The organism is Bacillus sp. 17RED48, assembly GCF_019837545.1.
Classification (GTDB): Bacteria; Bacillota; Bacilli; order Bacillales; family Bacillaceae_G; genus Bacillus_A; species Bacillus_A wiedmannii.
In genome coordinates, this window is sequence record NZ_JADAXG010000007.1 from 183,378 (window position 1) to 199,468 (window position 16,091).

Genomic DNA, 16,091 nt, shown 5'->3' on the forward strand with positions numbered 1-16,091 from the left:
TTCTTTTTTAATCGATTATTTTCCTGCTATTTTTACGCTTCAGTAACACAGCAAGTAGTACTTTCGGATGAAATAGATGCAATGGACTACGAATTAAATTCATCACTCTTACTAATCGAATATAAACGTCAGAGTCAGTTGCAGATAGTTGATATATTTGTTTCGTATACCATAGCTGAAATTTTTGCTTTATCGTTAATTCTCTTTTTAGCTGAGGATGACGTGATATTTCCGTTGTAGTCATTTCCCAAGGGGTTTGTATGATATGAGCAGTCTCTTTATAAAACTGCTTTGTAAATGCTTTATCAAGCTTTTGTTTCCTTTGTAAAAGTAACTGCAATTGGTGAGCTTCTATAGCTGCAACTGAAACACCTTGCCCAAAAACAGGATCGAAACGACAATGTGCATCCCCAACTACTAACAATCTTTCGGGTAGATGATTCACTAAATCAAATCGCCTACGTACTTGATATGGAATTTTGTACGTTTTGATATTTGAAATTGCCTCAGCTTTATTTAGAAAATCTGTCACATTAGAAATTGATAAGTTTTCAGCAAAATCATAAAATCCATCATCTGTTTGTGGTGCTTTCTCATTTGCATATCCGCTGAAAGTAACAAAATAACGATTATCCTCAATCGTTTGAATAAGTACGCCATACGGATTGTCAGGGAAGCTTGGAGACATTAGCATATTACAGCAGTCTAATTTCTCATTTTCTTTAAGTTTAAACATTCTAGTTGCGTAAAATAAATCAATACGCACTTTCTCTTCTTGCACTTCAATATTGTATTCACGTAACCAAGCTATACTTTTTGAACCGAATCCACTCGCATCAACAACAATATCTGCTTGAATGTTTTCTTGTGTGCCAGTCTCTAAACATTTAGTTTTTACTGCACATACTTTGTTAAGCTTCCTATCTACTAATAACCCTTCAACTAATGTTCCAAATTTAATAGTAATATTTGAAATTTGATGTATTCGTTTTTGAATATGCCATTCAAGCAAATGCCTACTTTGTTGAATCATATGTACTTCTCCTGTGAATGGTTGTTTCCATAAACCAAATTGATGCCATTTTAAGTCACGAGTAAAGTTATTTATGATACTACCCGCTTCAATTAATTCATTAGTGATAGTAGGAAACAATTCCTCAATCGCTTTTTCTCCACCTTTCAATAACACATGAGGATGATTACTTTGTGGAATTCTTTTTCTTGAAGACTTTCCATCCCAGCTTTCACCAACTTCTATAATGATTACTTCTTTAAAAGTAGATGATAATGCTTTTGCTGCGAGTTTTCCTGCTATACTTCCTCCGATAACGATAGCCTTATTAAACATATTTGCCCCCTTAATGAAAAAAGACCCTGCCTTGTATGAATGAAACAGGATCTGTTACTAAATTAAAACACATGAGTATATTGCAACGTTAAAATTAAAATGCCTAACCCCCATACGTAATACGCGAATACTTTTAATGAGTGACGTTTTAAATATTGAATCATCCATGAAACGGCTATGTAACCGAAAAACGCCGCTGATAACGTTCCGACAATTAAAGATGTACTAGAAATAGATTCTGCTTTCCCTTGATAAACATCTGCTAATTGCAAAATAATGGCTCCGACAATGGCTGGCGTTGATAATAAAAAAGAAAAGTAAGCAGCTGTTTCGCGGTCTAACTGCCTCCATAATGCAGCGACGATTGTCATACCAGAACGAGAAATCGCTGGGAAAATAGCAGCAGCTTGAAAGGAACCGATAATTAATGCATCTTTATATGTAATGTCATCCATTTTTTTACGACCATTTTTTTGTCTATCTGCCATGTAGAGAAAGAACCCTGTCACTAAAAACTCCCAACCAATCGTAATACCTGTTTTTGAAATATCCTCAAAGAAGTCTTTAAATAACAATCCGATTACAACTGCGGGTATCGTCCCAACAATAAGTAGTAACATTAGTTTTGAAAATGGATTTTTAATTAAATATATAAATTCTTTTTTGTAATAAATAAACACTGCAAGTAAAGTCCCAATATGCAGCATCGTATCTAAAAACAATCCTGCTTCATCTAATTGAAACAAATGCCTTCCTAAATAAAGATGACCTGTACTACTTATCGGTAAAAACTCTGTTAAACCTTGTATGATCCCTAATATAAAAGCTTCTAACCAATTCATGATGGTCCCCTTTCTCGTTTGCTTGTACCAATATATGAAGGTTAAATTTTCGATATGAAAAAAACTATATTTCTCTATGAATTTACTTTTATTTTATGGATATATATGTAAAAAGGAGGGAGGAGGGTTACTATGTGGCAACATACGAAATTCGGTAATGTATTACTGTGGGCAGGACCTATCCTTGTGTTTATAGGGTTATGTATGACAAATGTTATTTCTGATATTCCATTCTTTGAGGGAAAACATAAATCAATTGGAATTGTACTTATATGTATAGGTGTATGCTGTTTTATTGTTGCTAATCATTTAAAAAAAGGAAAAAAATATGAGGAATAAATTTAAATAAAAAAACAATCCCAGTATATGCGCTAGGATTGTTTTTTTGTTACTTATTTATAGAACACTTTATCAACGTTATATTTTGCTTTGTATTCATTAATGATATATGTTTCGTAAATTTCTCTTTCTGTTGGATCTTCTACGATACATGCATCGATGCGGTATACTTCATCACGGTGATTTTTAATTGGTGAAACATTGTCTTCAAAATGCTTCTTAATACGTTGTCTAATTTTACGAGCTTTACCTACGAAAAGAAGTTCGTCATTAATATTGTAAAACATAAAAATACCGCCTTTATCTCTAGGGAACAAGTGGAAATCGATAAAACCATTAATTGGAGTGATTATTGGCTCGTCTCCTTTAATAACTTGTTTACGTTCAGTAATTGAAACATCAGCTTCAGGAATATTAATTTTAATCAAGTTCATTCACGTCCTCTTTTATTATAAAGATAAATAATAGCATACATATGTAAGAAAAGCTACGTTCAGAGGCATATTTCATTTTATAATTCAAATATTAAAGGTGTATCATGTAAACTCTTCTTCCAAATCATATGATCACTTGATTCTCCCCAATAATCCTTCAGTACATAACTAGGTTCTCCAAACTTCTTCGTCCATATACTTTGTGCTTTTTTGTATCCACTATCTAAACAGTATTCAGTTATTCCTCTGCTAAGTAACGTAATATACATAGCATTTAGTAATAAATTACCTATGCCCTTTCGTTGATATTCATGTCGTACAAATACAGTTCCTATTTCATATAAATCTTTAAACACACCACCTGTACAACTATGAATCAATGTACTTGCTGGACCGATTTCAATTGTTCCAATGATTTTATCGTTACTTGTATCAATTGCTAATAAAAAGTAACGACTTTCTCCATTACTCTCCAAATCATTTTTCAAATACTGTTTTTTCGTGTTAATTTCATTTTCTATGTCATCTAATAACTGTGATAACCCTTCATATTTAAATGTATCAGTAATAACAAGACGAAAAAACATATTCAGTTCATCTACATCATCCGAATTTGGTCTTCTAATTTTAACGTTATACACGACGTGAATCTCCAATCTTTAAAAATATATAAGAAATTGTTAAGACCATACTTTATATACTCTATTCAACATTATTCTACAAATGCCTGCATAGATCCAACAGTATAGAAAGCTCAGAATACATATTGATAGAATAATTTTCATATCAAAAGTTGTATGAACAGTAGGACCTAATACAGGAAATCGAAACACATTAAGAACAATCATAATTCCAATAACAAGACATAACGCGGAAAAGGAAACAATCCAAATCCTTCTCTTGAATTGTATAAAGGATACTCCTAACGCTATACCTAATAAACCTGTAGTAAAAGGAAAGACAATTAGTTCGCTTGGCTCAATAATAAATAATAGGAGAATAGTAAGAATGTAAGAAAGTATTCCCGTGCGAGTAGAATAACAAATAGCGAAAAATATAGGCAACGTCGCAAAAGGACTAATAAATAAGCCGATACCAGGGATTAAGTTCCCGGCAGATTGAAAAATAGCAGCAAGTGAACCAAGTAACGCTGTAATGACTAACCTCTTTGCTGGCGTCACCTTTCTTTTATGAACAAAATTCGCATCATGCGCGATCATCAGTTGATACCAATAGTTGCTAAAGTGATTCATCAAAATCCCCCTAAAGATATCTAATTATGCAATGGACGATTATATAATGAATGATTCTGAGAGTATGTATCATATTAAGGAACGATTTCAAAAATAGTACCTTTGTTAAAGTCTGTTACTTTCATAGAACCGTAAACTCCTAAATATAATCTAGTCTGATCTAAATTTGTTCCTAAACTCATATAATAAGCTGCCTGCTCACCGAAATCATAATGGGTTTCAATAACATGAAAGTCAGTATTTTTACCATGCGTACCAGCTCTAGAATAAGCTAACGCACCCTTTACTGGAGACTGAGATTCTTCTTTCTTAGCAAGATCAGTAAACACGATACTACCCGTTAAACTAGGTATTGCAGTTCCCATATATGGCTGGACTCCTGTAAGTGAAGTTCCTCCAAATTTATCTGGTCTGGAATCTTTATGAAAATAACTGATTAGAGGCTGGATACGCTTCGCGGTTGTTTCTATTGTTTCATTATAATAAGCCATTGTTCTCTCTTCTAAAGTAGGATTCTCAGAACAGTGCCTTATAAAAGAAGTAGGTAATTCTCCTTCCCATCCTCTCCAACCGAAATTAATAAATCCATATTGATCAGGAGTATCTCTCATTAAATTGGTTTGAACAAGTTCGGTAACTGGTATTGGTTTGTATTGAACAAATGAAAAAATAGACTCTACTATATCTTGCCCGACGTTTCCGGCATATTTGATATATTGATTATAAAACCTTTGAAATGAAATACCTGTTATATTACGTACGCCTTTTGCAATTAATGTAAGAGTTTCTCGAATAGATAGAGGAAGTTCATTAAAACGTGTAACTACTGGAGGATTATTTATGGACGTATTTTTACTTACATCGATTTCAATTATTTTACCTGCTATTTCTAAATCATCCTGGCTTAATCTAAACGGATCATAGCCAGAACCACCATCTCCATTAGTAAAAACAAGTTTTCCAGTCTCAGGTGAAAAGTTTAAGCTATTTACGCCGTTATGATTAAAAAATGGCCTTTTTATATTAAGTAAAGTTCGTCGCTTTTGAGGTTGACCGTTTGATTGTAATATCCATTCTTCAACTGTATCAATATGATCATATTGAGTATCTCTATTTGTCCACTTTAAGTTTAGAGTTTTTTGGTCACACGGATTCGGTTTAAATTGTTCTGAAAGTGCACCAGGTCCTTGGGTCCCGGCTACTGAATAATGAAGATAAAATAAGCCGTTATCATTAAATTGTGGATGGAACGCTAGTCCGAGCAAGCCGCGTTCATCATAACCGCTACTAGAAACACCTTCTTCAAATGTGCCTAGTTTAATAATTCGGTGACGAATATTTAAAAATGTCTTTATATCTCCGTCTCCTATGTAAAAAACCTCTCCTAATTGGGTTGCGATAAATAGTCTTTCGGTCGAATCACCTGGAAGTATAGTTGTTTTTATTACAGTTGGTAAATTTATGTTATGAACGATGGGCCGTAAACCAACTTTGACTTTTGTCAATTAACTGTACACCCCTTTTTATTCTTTTTAATAGAAGAATATGATTAGAGTAGTTCAATTAGTATCAAAACTATAGACGTGAAAGCGTGATATCCCTGTTTGTACAAGTCTGTTTTCTGATTAGCATCAATTAACTTACATTCCTTTTTATTACATTTTTTGATATGATATAACTATAAAATATAAATCAGGGGGACAATCCATGGCAATCTTACTACAAATCATCGTACCACTTATATGTGCAATATACTTTTTTACCCTCTATCATAATAGAACATATGGATCAGCTGCATTTCTCTTAGCAGTCATAATAGGCATTTTCGGTATAGAAAATATTTTTCAATATGCTAGTTTAACAGATCATGCTGTTTATCCATATTGGGGGAGTTTGAAGGTCGTAATCTTTATTTTATCAGTTGTATTTTTATTCAAAAGAACACCCACTCCATATAATAATTAAAAATTATTCATGTTTATTTAAAGCTTATTTTCGGGAAGAGGTTATGCAATGAGAGCGCCATATCAAGTATTAATATTTCCTTATATAATAACTGATGATTCTATTCAATACGCTATTTTTAACCGAAGTGATTACGGTTATTGGCAAGGAATAGCTGGTGGTGGAGAAGATGGTGAGACTCCTATTGAATCAGCAAAACGAGAATCTTTTGAAGAGGCTGGTATTTTAAGAGAATATCCCTATATAAAATTAGATTCTGTTTCTTCACTACCAGTAGAGGATGTAGTTGGAGGATTTCTTTGGGGAGAAGATGTTTATGTAATAAAAGAATTTACTTTTGGAGTTAAAGTTCCTACAAAAAACATTGCATTATCCAAAGAACACTTCAATTATAAATGGTTATGCTTTGAGGAAGCAGTAATGCTGTTGAAATGGGATAGTAACAAAACAGCATTATGGGAATTAAACAAAAGGTTATTAAAAGAATTAAAGTATTAGCTAACAAAGCCGTTAGTGCAACAAGAATTAAACAACTTCAAAAACCTTGCTGCATTGGGGGTATTTCCGAATTCTTAGGTTAATAGGCATGTGGCGGAACCCCAATTAGAATTTCTGAAAGTAGTTAATTTATCGCAACGAAAGATAAAAGCAATAAAAATGTAGGGGTTTGTGTAGCAATGGAACCAAATCACGCAATAAGCATTAGCGGACATTGTTTATGCATAAAAATCACCTTACCACTATTTTGTGAAAACTATATTCTAAGACATTTTTCAAACCAAAAACCCTTGATTTTCTACTCAACGTAGATAAATCAAGGGTTTCATTTATATTCTTTTAATTTATCTATTTTCATATAGATTATTGTTATCTGATCAGATATATAGAGACTGATATAGTCAGTTGTATAAAATTTAGTTGTTTCACAGTTTCTTTGTATTATGAAACAAACTCACATTTCAAGGTATTTCGATTTACTATAATATATTTACCTGTTGATTTATTCATTACTTGAGACACTTCCTTGGTATGTGTTACCTCAAACCAATCATTTTGTATATCCACCAATAATTTTATTTCCACATCACTTTTTCCATATTTTAAACCACTATAAGATACTTTCGTCATTGTGATCGTCCCTTTCTTAATGATTATAATCATTTCGTCGTTTGTTAACTTCAATCGTAATGAACTCCGGCAAATAGCTGGGAGTACATCCTTTTGCTACTATTACATCTTTGTAAAGACCTGTTTTCTCACCAAGTTTAATACAACGTGCACGATTCTTTTCATCATAAACGCCTATCCAGCCTGCGGTGAAGTTCATAGCCCATTGAACTTCCGGTTCTTCCTGCGTAATATTAGCTTCTAATGCAGATAGCAAGTCTGCGGTGTTATCAGGCGGTGTTTGTCCAGTCCATCTCAATCGCCCTTGATAATACCAAAAAGCTCGCCTTTGAAGAGCAGAAGGACTACTTTCCCATGACTCCATCAATGCAATTTTCTTCTTGTCTTTGGTGAGCTGATTAGCCATTAACCAATCCATTAAGTTATTTCGCTCATCAAAAGTGTGAGTCTGCATATCCTTATCAAGCTTATTTAGCACATCTTGTGAAAGAAGTTTTTTGTCCATAATTAAGATTGCTAATAGCCTGGGCAAAAACTCTTCGGTTGACCAAAGTTCCATAGCTATTACGTGATCTTTTTTAATGTCCTTCGCGATTTTTCGTAAGTCGCCTAGCTTAGTTTTACTATTGATCTGAGATAGAATGTTTTCTGCTTTTGAAGAGCGTTTTATTTCTGTATCTTTTTTTTCATTCATTTTATACAACTCCTTTATTTAAGCACTGTTTCATAATATATCCTTGACGGGATATATCAAGAACTTAATTTCATCATAAGTCTTATTGCAAACGTTTTTTCATTTTGATGGAAATTCGTCTCCTTAACTTGATTGCGATGTATGGTGACCCCTAATAATTAAGAAAAAGCTGATTTTATACATGGAAATAAATAAAAGTCTATGACCTATTTTCACACGTATCTCGGCTGTACCCCAATTATACTCATCATATCTCGCCCACTTTGTCAACTAAATATTTCAAACACTCTTCCTTTTTATCTTTTTTATATAAATTTCGCCATTTAAATCAATTGTTTTCAATTAACATAACCATCTTATCTGTAGTCAACGATGCATATTTTTATGGGAGTAATTAAAAATATTAGCTTGATGGGTATGTCGTGCTACCCCAAATAAAAAAGATTAGGAGCGAATCCTAATCTTTTTTATTATTCAATTGCGCCCGCAACGTCATAATCGTTTAAATCTAATTCTATTGTTTGGCCAAGTGCTAGTTTAGCTAATTCTGATCCTAAATATGGGCCGGCAGTTAAACCTGAAGCGCCTAATCCGTTCGCAACGAGAATACCTTCGAAGTTAGGTAGTGGCCCAATAACAGGTAAGAATCCTGGTGTAAATGGTCTAAACCCAACTCTCGTTTCAAGCATAGTACTATCTTCTAAACTAGGTGCAACTGCTAATGCTTTATGGAATACTTCATGTAAACCACCTGCCGTTACACGATGATCGAAGCCCGTTTCGTTTTCATGGGTAGCACCAATTACGACATGACCATTGTCAAACGTTAAAATGTATTGATCGTTTGGCGGCATAACAACTGGCATATTTTCTGTTGCTGTATTTTCCGTTTGCAGGTGAACAATTTGTCCTTTTTGGAATGTAACTAAGAAATTGATACCTAATGGATTCAATATTTCATTCGCCCATGCGCCTGCGGTTACAATCACCTTTTCTGCTACCATTGTTTCATCATGTACTTTAACTCCAGTAATATGATTACCTTCACGGACTAATACTGCATCTCCTTTTATAAAAGTTGCACCATGTTTTTTTGCAGCACTTATTAATGCGTTACGTAATGATCTTCCATTTACTCGTGCAGCGCCACTAATATGAACAGAACTATATTCTTCTGATAATGCTGGGAATAATTTTTTTGTTTCTTCAGCTGATAAGCGAGTGATTTCACCAATCTCTGGTGCATCTTCACGTCGTTTATAAGCGCGCTCTTCCATTTTATCTAACTTTTTCTCATCAGTATGTAAACTAATTGCACCTACACGTTTGTATCCTGTATCCGTTTCACCGTCTGCTTCTAATTGCTGAATTAAAGAAGAATAGTAACGTGCACCGCCTTTAGCAATTTTATACCATGCTTTATTACGACGCTGTGAAAGCCATGGACATACAATACCAGCCGCTGCATCAGTTGCTTGACCTAGTTGTTGACGATCCACGATAGTAACATTCGCACCTGCTTTAGCGAGATGATAAGCAGTAGACGCTCCTAAAATACCAGCTCCAACTACAATATACGATTTCATTTCAAACACCTTTTCTCTTTTGCTAATTATTTAAATATAAGAACATACTTTAGTATACTGAAAGTAATCCTTTTTTCAATGTGCTAAGCATAATTAATTGTTGCATCATTGTGACTTTCCTAACCATTATTTTTTCTTCTTACGGAATAATTCAATTGTTTTATAGCCTTGTGATAGGATTTCAATCATTTTCTCAAGACGTTTATCGCGTGTTTTTTCTTGTTTTACAGAAAATAAATTACGTGCCCAGTCTTTTTGATATCCAGGTGTTAAACTTTGATAAAACTTAAGTTCATTCGGATGATTAGCCAATAATGCTTCAACATCTTGAATACGATCTGCATAATCGGCAACACATTGACTCATAGCAGGCGTTTTCTTCTCTTTTTTCTTTTCACGCTTTAAACCTACAACAGTAAAGACATCGTCCATACTTACCATACGAGCAAATTTAATAGCGCTTTGCTCTACATACCCATCTTCGCCAACGTTTAATGCTGGAAACATTTCATCACGGTGAATAAACGTACTATATCGACAATTACCTTTTTTCGGATACGCGAAGAATATATAGCCTTTTTCAATTAATAATTCTTCATTACTAATAATAAAATTCGTTTGTTTCACCATTTCATCAAGTGTTTCTACAAAAATAAAAATGGCATCATGATCTTTGGAAAATACGGTTTCTTTCCCTGCAAAAATGTCATAATCACTTGGTTCATTAATCACGACCATGTTTGTATACTTATTAAGTTTCAATTTATCAATAATTGACATAAAAATCTTCCTTTACATTCAAAATCATTATTTATAATTTTCCATACTGTTCTAGTGTATTATATCTAATTAGAAAATCAAACTTTAATAGTAGTTTTAAAATAAAGTTAATAAAATAGCCGATTCTGTGTAAGAACCGGCTAGCTATTCGTTTCATGACAACTGAATAGCAAATAAAGTATTTAATAGCCCTCTATATTGTTCTTCTGTAATTTCACGTTTCGTTTTTTCCCCATGAATCATTTCAGTTAAACTAGTATTCGTTAAAGAAACATGGCCAAAGTCCGTCAATTTAACTGCAATTGGTCCTTTATTGAAAATAGATTTCTCATCTTCTATTACTCTTCTTTGAACCTCATTTACTACTGCCTCATCAATGATACAATTATAAAAAGCATGACAAACTTTCCACTCTCTGTTCGTATCTTTTCTTTCTAGAATGTAATTTCCTTTACTCGTATCTTTTTGTCTCACTCGATACGTACCATTTTTAGAGGAAATAGACTCACCGGTAAAAGGTACAGGGACCAGAGGTACTAAAGAAGCAATACCTACATCAATTAAGTATCGTTCGTTAGCATACTTTAGAATAATCGTTATATGTCCATCCTCAAGTGCCCATGCGTTGATTTAATTTTTTATATACGGTTCCAAGTGCAAGTTGTACATCATAACCACAATCTTTTAAAAAGTAGTAAAACAGAGTATTTAATTCATAACAAAGCCCGCCGCGGGATGTAGTTAAAATTTTATTCTGTAAATTTTCCATAGTAATTGTATTCGCATTACGTGCTATAACATCTAAATTCTCAAATGGTATAGTGTGTGCAAATGCAAAGAGAATTTTATTTAATTCTTCAAACTTTACTTCCGCACGTTTTTCAAGGTTCAATCTTGTAAAAAGCTGATCTTGTAATCTTGTCATATTCAGCACCCCTAAATAAGTTATAAGTTAAAATAGTATATGCTGATTGTAATTTTGATGGGGTACTGAAACAATGTACATTTCGTTTAACTGTACCGGTACAAAAAAAATCATAAGATAACTGAATATGAGAATTCAAATAAAAGACATCATACTTTGGGATACGGCAACAAATTCACATACAAAACTAAAAGCTACGAATACAAAGTTAATAGTTTGTCTATAGGTAAATTATTAGGATTGCTTAAATCAACAAAATATTGAAGTTGCCACATTTGGCTCTTTTTCGCTTGATTGCTAACAGGAGTATCCCAAAGCGGATAAATCCTCATAGCCATCTTTCCTTTTTGACTTTGCGTTTTCAATATTTTTTCTTTAAGTAGAATTTCTTTAGGGAAAATAAATTGCCCTAGTTTATTATCATTAATACAAGTGATAACTAATAAGTCAGGAGCAGCGTCATAAGAGAACGCTTGATTTTGCATATTTGCATCTTTTTCCCAAAAAGAAACAAATTGACCAATTTTATTAGGCGTAATTTTTGATACTCTAAAACGGATAGTTTTCTTATTTAAGTGAAATAAACATCCTACATATTCTGCGTTTTGCTTTTCTTCTATTAGATCCGTAATCATTAAATTGTTAGGTTTGTAAACTAAATTGTTTAAATTTCGGATTGTGTCATTAAAATTGTTCAAGAAAATTCCCCCTTTATTCACCTCTTAGTTTATCACAAACATCAGTTCTTATATGCTGTAGATAATATGTGACGTGAAAAAGAGGGATATTTTACTGAGGTATTATTGCTTTAATGTACTTAGTTTTTCAATTGCTTGTTGTTCAGTTGCTAAGTAAAAAATATCTTTACCTTTATTACATTCATAAATAAAATCCTTTAAGCTTTTACTAGTATACATAGAGAAATCTCCAATGATAGCAATCTTTACCTTGTAGTTTATAAACTTTTGAAGAATATCACCCGCAAGCCGTGTTTTTAAGTCAAAGAAGCTTTCGCTTATTAATGATTTGTCGATAATAATATGTTTCGCATCGACCTCATATTGAACTGTTGCCATAAAATCCAATGCCGTTTGAACATCGGATATTAGTACTTTTTCATTTCTTATGACCGCAATGTTTATTCCGTCAATTACTACTTTCTTTATTTCCATAGTATCACTCCTCCATAATTTTCATATCATGCTTTGTTAGTTCATTTGAAAATACTAATATTGGTAGCGGAAAGAGATTTAAGTGTCTGTGTCTGTTTATTTTTATTTTTTATATTACGGTGAATGAAATCCTTTTAATGATCACTCCATAGCATTTTCACTTATTATAAAAATATTGTGGAGTAATGTAACTTAATAAACTATCAAAAGTATCAATCTCAGAATACGGTTTTATTTCAGTCCTATTTGTGATTCTATGAGGATTAAACCATATTCCATTTATATTTGCATTTTGACAACCAGCAATATCCTTTTCTAAGTCATCCCCAACAAATAAAGTATTTTTCGGCTGTACATTTAGCTTATTTAATGCTAGTTCAAATATACGTTTATCAGGTTTACTCAATCCTACTTCTTCAGAAATAATAATCGTATCAAAGTAATTGTTTAAATTCGTGTTAATTATTTTAGCTTTTTGTCTATGCGTTGAGCCGTTTGTTATAATTCCAATTTTAAAGTGACTCTTTATATGATTTAAGAAATGAATAGTATTTTGGTCTATTGAAAAACATGTAGGGAAATTTTCATTCCAAAAATCTTGGATATAATTGTGTGGCAATCTATATATCGGCGCGAATTCATCAAATAATGATTCTAAAACTATCGTTTTATTACTAATGCCGTATTCCCTTTTATCGTATTCTTTGAATTTCTGTAACATATTGTTTTTGACTGTATCGCTAACATTCTCATAACACTTTTCTAAAACTAATAAAAACAAGTTATCTACTGCCTTATCCCTATCAAGTAACGTATCATCTAAATCAAACAGCATCGCTTTATAACTCCTCAAATAATTTCACAACCTTTCTCACATGATTTAAATAATCCCTTGTTCGCACCTTGGGTCTTTACTAAATTAGCAAAAAAACTACAAAGTTTGTGGCGTACGCTCTAGAATTTCGCTGGCTTCTTTTATATTTAAATTCATCTCCCTTTCTCCTTCTAGTAAAGTATCGAAAGTATATTTTCAAACAGTTAAAAAACTACATACAATTTACATTATTATACATTAGTTTTTTTGTAAATATTATCGTTCAGCTTTTTATATGATAAGTTTTTTCAAGCACGCAAATATTTCTCCATAAAAAAGGAATATGGGTAATAATACTTTTTTATGGAGAATACAGAATCTTGAAAATGGAGTTAATACGTTAAACGTCCTATGAAGTTTCCTACTGTATCTCCACATAAACTACAGATAGTACGGCTATAATGACTACCAGAGGTGATATTATGAAAAACTATCATATCCTCGTGGTTGAGGACGATCAAGAAATTCAGGAATTAATTAAACAATTTTTAATGACACAACAGTATACAGTGGTAGTTGCTTCAGATGGACTAGAGGGTATGACACAATTTAATAAGCAATCCTTTGATTTAGTTCTTCTAGATGTAATGATGCCCAATCTTAATGGATTTGAAGTTGCTAAAATGATTCGAAGTCAGTCAAACATACCAATTATTATGCTAACTGCGTTAGAAGAAGAGGAAGATCAAATGAAAGGGTTCGATCTTGGGATTGATGATTATATAACAAAACCCTTTTCGTTTCATGTTTTGATTAGACGAGTCGAAGCTGTACTTAGAAGAAGTTATGATAAAAATGTAAATAATCATTTGGTATTTAAAGAAGTGCGCATTGATGTTGATGCATATAGAGTATATGTAACTGATGTTGAAATTTTGTTAACGACAAAAGAGTTCGAAATTCTACAACTACTATTTCAAAATGAAAGAAAAGTACTTACAAGAGAAAATATTGTAGAAAAAGTTTGGGGATACGATTATTTTGGAGAAACACGAATAATAGATACGCATATTAAAAATCTACGTAAAAAACTAGCCATCCCCTATATTAAAACAATAAAGGGTATTGGGTATAAAATTGATGAATAGCATTGTAAAAATCATGAAGATGAAGCAAATTACTTATAAACTCTTTATGACTACATCTCTCATTTTGTTATCCTTTGCAGTGTTGATTTATTTAACTTTATATTTCTTTCTCCCTACGTTTTATGAGCAATACAAAACAGATCAACTTCAAACAGGGATAAAAGAAATAATTGATAAGTCCAAAGATCTTACGTTTCAAGATGCGATACCACTTTTTGATGAATACGCAAAAAAAAATAACGCGATGCTTTCGCTTCAAAATAAAGAAGGAATAATTATTTACTCGCCTTCATTTTCTTTTATTCAAAGTGGTACACAAACAACAGTAGTTACTAAAGCAGCACGATTTGAGAATGCAGGTACCATTAGCAATTCATATAATGTTACGGAACCAATTCAATTCCAAGATGGTAGTTTAACGCTTGTAGTGTTCGCAACATTTCAACCGATTGATGAAGCTTCGCAAGTATTAGTGCGTTTTCTCCCCTATATTAGTATCATTGTGATCGTAATTGGTATAGGGAGTGCTTATTTCTATTCCAGGTTTATTACAAAGCCACTTATTTATATTAATGAGGGTGCACAAAAGATGGCAAATTTAGATTTCTCCGAAAAAATTGAGGTTCGTTCTACAGATGAGTTAGGAGAATTATCTAATAGTTTGAATGACATGTCTATTAACTTACAACAAGCTATGTTTGATTTAAAAAAAGCAAATGAACAATTAAAAAATGATATTGAAAAAGAAAGAGAAATAGAAACAAAACGCAGAGAGTTTTTTGCAATTGTAGCACATGAATTAAAGTCCCCTCTTACTGTAATGAAAGGATACTTAGAAGGGATGATATACAATATTGGCCCTTATCAAAATCGTGATCAATATTTAAAGAAAAATCATCAAATTATTGAAAGTATGGAACAACTAGTTCGTGAAATTTTAAGTATGTCAAAGTTAGAACAACACACTTTTAAACTAAAAATAGAAGAAATTAATCTTTCAAAGTTAATAGGTACAATCACAAAAGATCTCGAATTTTTCGCTTCTCAAAAAAGCATCCAAATAATAAAAGAAATTGACTCTGACCTTTCTGTTTATACAGATCGTGTTCTTTTTGAAAAAGCATGTAAAAATATTATCCATAATGCAGTTATGTATTCACCACATAATGAAAAAGTCTATATAAAGTTAAGTAAGGATTCTAAACAAGGTCAAATTAAAATGCAAATTATAAATACAGGTATCAATATTAAAGATGAAGATATACAACAAATTTTCAAACCATTTTATCGAATTGAAAAATCTCGGAATCGAAATACCGGAGGAAGTGGTTTAGGTCTATATATTGTTAAACAAATTCTTGAAAGACTAGATATAAAGTATTCTATAAAAAATATGGAACATAGTGTGCAATTTAGCATGCGTATTCCATTATCTAAACACAAAAACAAACAAACTCGTCCTATTTAAAGGAGAGTTTGTTTGTTTTTGTAGTAAGTATAAACTTATTAACAGGCTTTTCATTTAATGATATATGCTACTTCTTAAATTGCGATTGTCATAAGTAGTGACAAACTGTATCCAACTTAAATATTCACCTTCTACTATAACAGCAAAAAAACAAAATTCCGCTTAGCAGCAAATTAGATTCTCTTATTTGAGATG

18 protein-coding genes and 1 pseudogene are annotated in these 16,091 nt (G+C 32.3%); 5 read left to right on the plus strand and 14 right to left on the minus strand.

Annotation, left to right across the window (positions count from 1 at the left end):
• Window positions 1-7: 7 nt before the first annotated feature.
• Together ILT06_RS24050 and ILT06_RS24055 are read right to left on the minus strand one after the other, a co-directional pair.
• Window positions 8-1,348 (minus strand): FAD-dependent oxidoreductase, encoded by a 1,341-nt coding sequence (locus ILT06_RS24050; protein WP_222655608.1) that lies wholly within the window; start codon window positions 1,346-1,348, stop codon window positions 8-10.
• Between the two features lie 62 nt (window positions 1,349-1,410).
• The gene (locus tag ILT06_RS24055) at window positions 1,411-2,190 is read right to left on the minus strand and encodes an undecaprenyl-diphosphate phosphatase (protein WP_064475416.1); all 780 of its coding nucleotides are present in this window, start codon (window positions 2,188-2,190) and stop codon (window positions 1,411-1,413) included.
• Window positions 2,191-2,322: 132 nt separating this feature from the next.
• Between ILT06_RS24055 and ILT06_RS24060 the strand changes: the two genes are divergently transcribed.
• Entirely contained in the window at window positions 2,323-2,529 is a 207-nt protein-coding gene (locus ILT06_RS24060) for a hypothetical protein (protein ID WP_064475417.1), read from the plus strand.
• A 53-nt stretch (window positions 2,530-2,582) separates the two neighbouring features.
• Here ILT06_RS24060 and ILT06_RS24065 read toward each other — a convergent pair whose 3' ends face one another.
• The 4 genes from ILT06_RS24065 to ILT06_RS24080 form a co-directional block, all read right to left on the minus strand.
• Window positions 2,583-2,963 carry a nucleotide excision repair endonuclease gene (locus ILT06_RS24065; protein ID WP_001048941.1) on the minus strand — a complete coding sequence of 127 codons (381 nt, stop codon included), beginning with the start codon at window positions 2,961-2,963 and terminating at the stop codon, window positions 2,583-2,585.
• Window positions 2,964-3,040: 77 nt separating this feature from the next.
• Window positions 3,041-3,604, minus strand: coding sequence for a GNAT family N-acetyltransferase (locus tag ILT06_RS24070; protein ID WP_064475418.1), 564 nt, complete (start codon window positions 3,602-3,604; stop codon window positions 3,041-3,043).
• 39 nt (window positions 3,605-3,643) lie between these two features.
• Window positions 3,644-4,216, minus strand: coding sequence for a hypothetical protein (locus ILT06_RS24075; protein WP_064475419.1), 573 nt, complete (start codon window positions 4,214-4,216; stop codon window positions 3,644-3,646).
• A 74-nt stretch (window positions 4,217-4,290) separates the two neighbouring features.
• A complete protein-coding gene (locus tag ILT06_RS24080) occupies window positions 4,291-5,721 on the minus strand; it encodes a PQQ-dependent sugar dehydrogenase (RefSeq protein WP_222655609.1) in 1,431 nt (476 codons plus the stop codon).
• Window positions 5,722-5,923: 202 nt separating this feature from the next.
• Between ILT06_RS24080 and ILT06_RS24085 the strand changes: the two genes are divergently transcribed.
• A complete protein-coding gene (locus tag ILT06_RS24085) occupies window positions 5,924-6,181 on the plus strand; it encodes a hypothetical protein (protein ID WP_064475421.1) in 258 nt (85 codons plus the stop codon).
• A gap of 48 nt (window positions 6,182-6,229) precedes the next feature.
• Entirely contained in the window at window positions 6,230-6,679 is a 450-nt protein-coding gene (locus ILT06_RS24090) for an NUDIX hydrolase (protein ID WP_064475422.1), read from the plus strand.
• Between the two features lie 441 nt (window positions 6,680-7,120).
• Here ILT06_RS24090 and ILT06_RS24095 read toward each other — a convergent pair whose 3' ends face one another.
• The 8 genes and pseudogenes from ILT06_RS24095 to ILT06_RS24130 form a co-directional block, all read right to left on the minus strand.
• On the minus strand, window positions 7,121-7,309 hold the full coding sequence (locus ILT06_RS24095; protein WP_048560902.1) for a hypothetical protein: 189 nt from the start codon (window positions 7,307-7,309) through the stop codon (window positions 7,121-7,123).
• Window positions 7,310-7,325: 16 nt separating this feature from the next.
• Window positions 7,326-8,003 carry a DNA alkylation repair protein gene (locus ILT06_RS24100; protein WP_064475423.1) on the minus strand — a complete coding sequence of 226 codons (678 nt, stop codon included), beginning with the start codon at window positions 8,001-8,003 and terminating at the stop codon, window positions 7,326-7,328.
• Between the two features lie 470 nt (window positions 8,004-8,473).
• Complete coding sequence (locus ILT06_RS24105; RefSeq protein ID WP_064475424.1) at window positions 8,474-9,589, minus strand: NAD(P)/FAD-dependent oxidoreductase; 1,116 nt, start codon at window positions 9,587-9,589, stop codon at window positions 8,474-8,476.
• Window positions 9,590-9,715: 126 nt separating this feature from the next.
• On the minus strand, window positions 9,716-10,369 hold the full coding sequence (locus ILT06_RS24110) for a YdeI/OmpD-associated family protein (RefSeq protein ID WP_064475425.1): 654 nt from the start codon (window positions 10,367-10,369) through the stop codon (window positions 9,716-9,718).
• A gap of 153 nt (window positions 10,370-10,522) precedes the next feature.
• Window positions 10,523-11,294: pseudogene (locus tag ILT06_RS24115) on the minus strand (arylamine N-acetyltransferase family protein).
• A gap of 194 nt (window positions 11,295-11,488) precedes the next feature.
• A complete protein-coding gene (locus ILT06_RS24120) occupies window positions 11,489-11,992 on the minus strand; it encodes a MepB family protein (RefSeq protein ID WP_064475427.1) in 504 nt (167 codons plus the stop codon).
• Between the two features lie 102 nt (window positions 11,993-12,094).
• The gene (locus tag ILT06_RS24125; RefSeq protein WP_064475428.1) at window positions 12,095-12,466 is read right to left on the minus strand and encodes a DUF4180 domain-containing protein; all 372 of its coding nucleotides are present in this window, start codon (window positions 12,464-12,466) and stop codon (window positions 12,095-12,097) included.
• A 157-nt stretch (window positions 12,467-12,623) separates the two neighbouring features.
• Window positions 12,624-13,301: an HAD family hydrolase gene (locus tag ILT06_RS24130; protein WP_064475429.1), complete on the minus strand. Its 678-nt coding sequence runs from the start codon at window positions 13,299-13,301 to the stop codon at window positions 12,624-12,626.
• 461 nt (window positions 13,302-13,762) lie between these two features.
• On the opposite strand from ILT06_RS24130, the gene ILT06_RS24135 reads away from it, so the two are divergent.
• Window positions 13,763-14,428, plus strand: coding sequence for a response regulator transcription factor (locus ILT06_RS24135; RefSeq protein ID WP_046959592.1), 666 nt, complete (start codon window positions 13,763-13,765; stop codon window positions 14,426-14,428).
• Window positions 14,421-15,896 (plus strand): sensor histidine kinase, encoded by a 1,476-nt coding sequence (locus ILT06_RS24140; protein ID WP_064475431.1) that lies wholly within the window; start codon window positions 14,421-14,423, stop codon window positions 15,894-15,896. Before ILT06_RS24135 ends, ILT06_RS24140 begins: the two co-directional genes overlap by 8 nt.
• The last annotated feature ends 195 nt before the right edge of the window (window positions 15,897-16,091 follow it).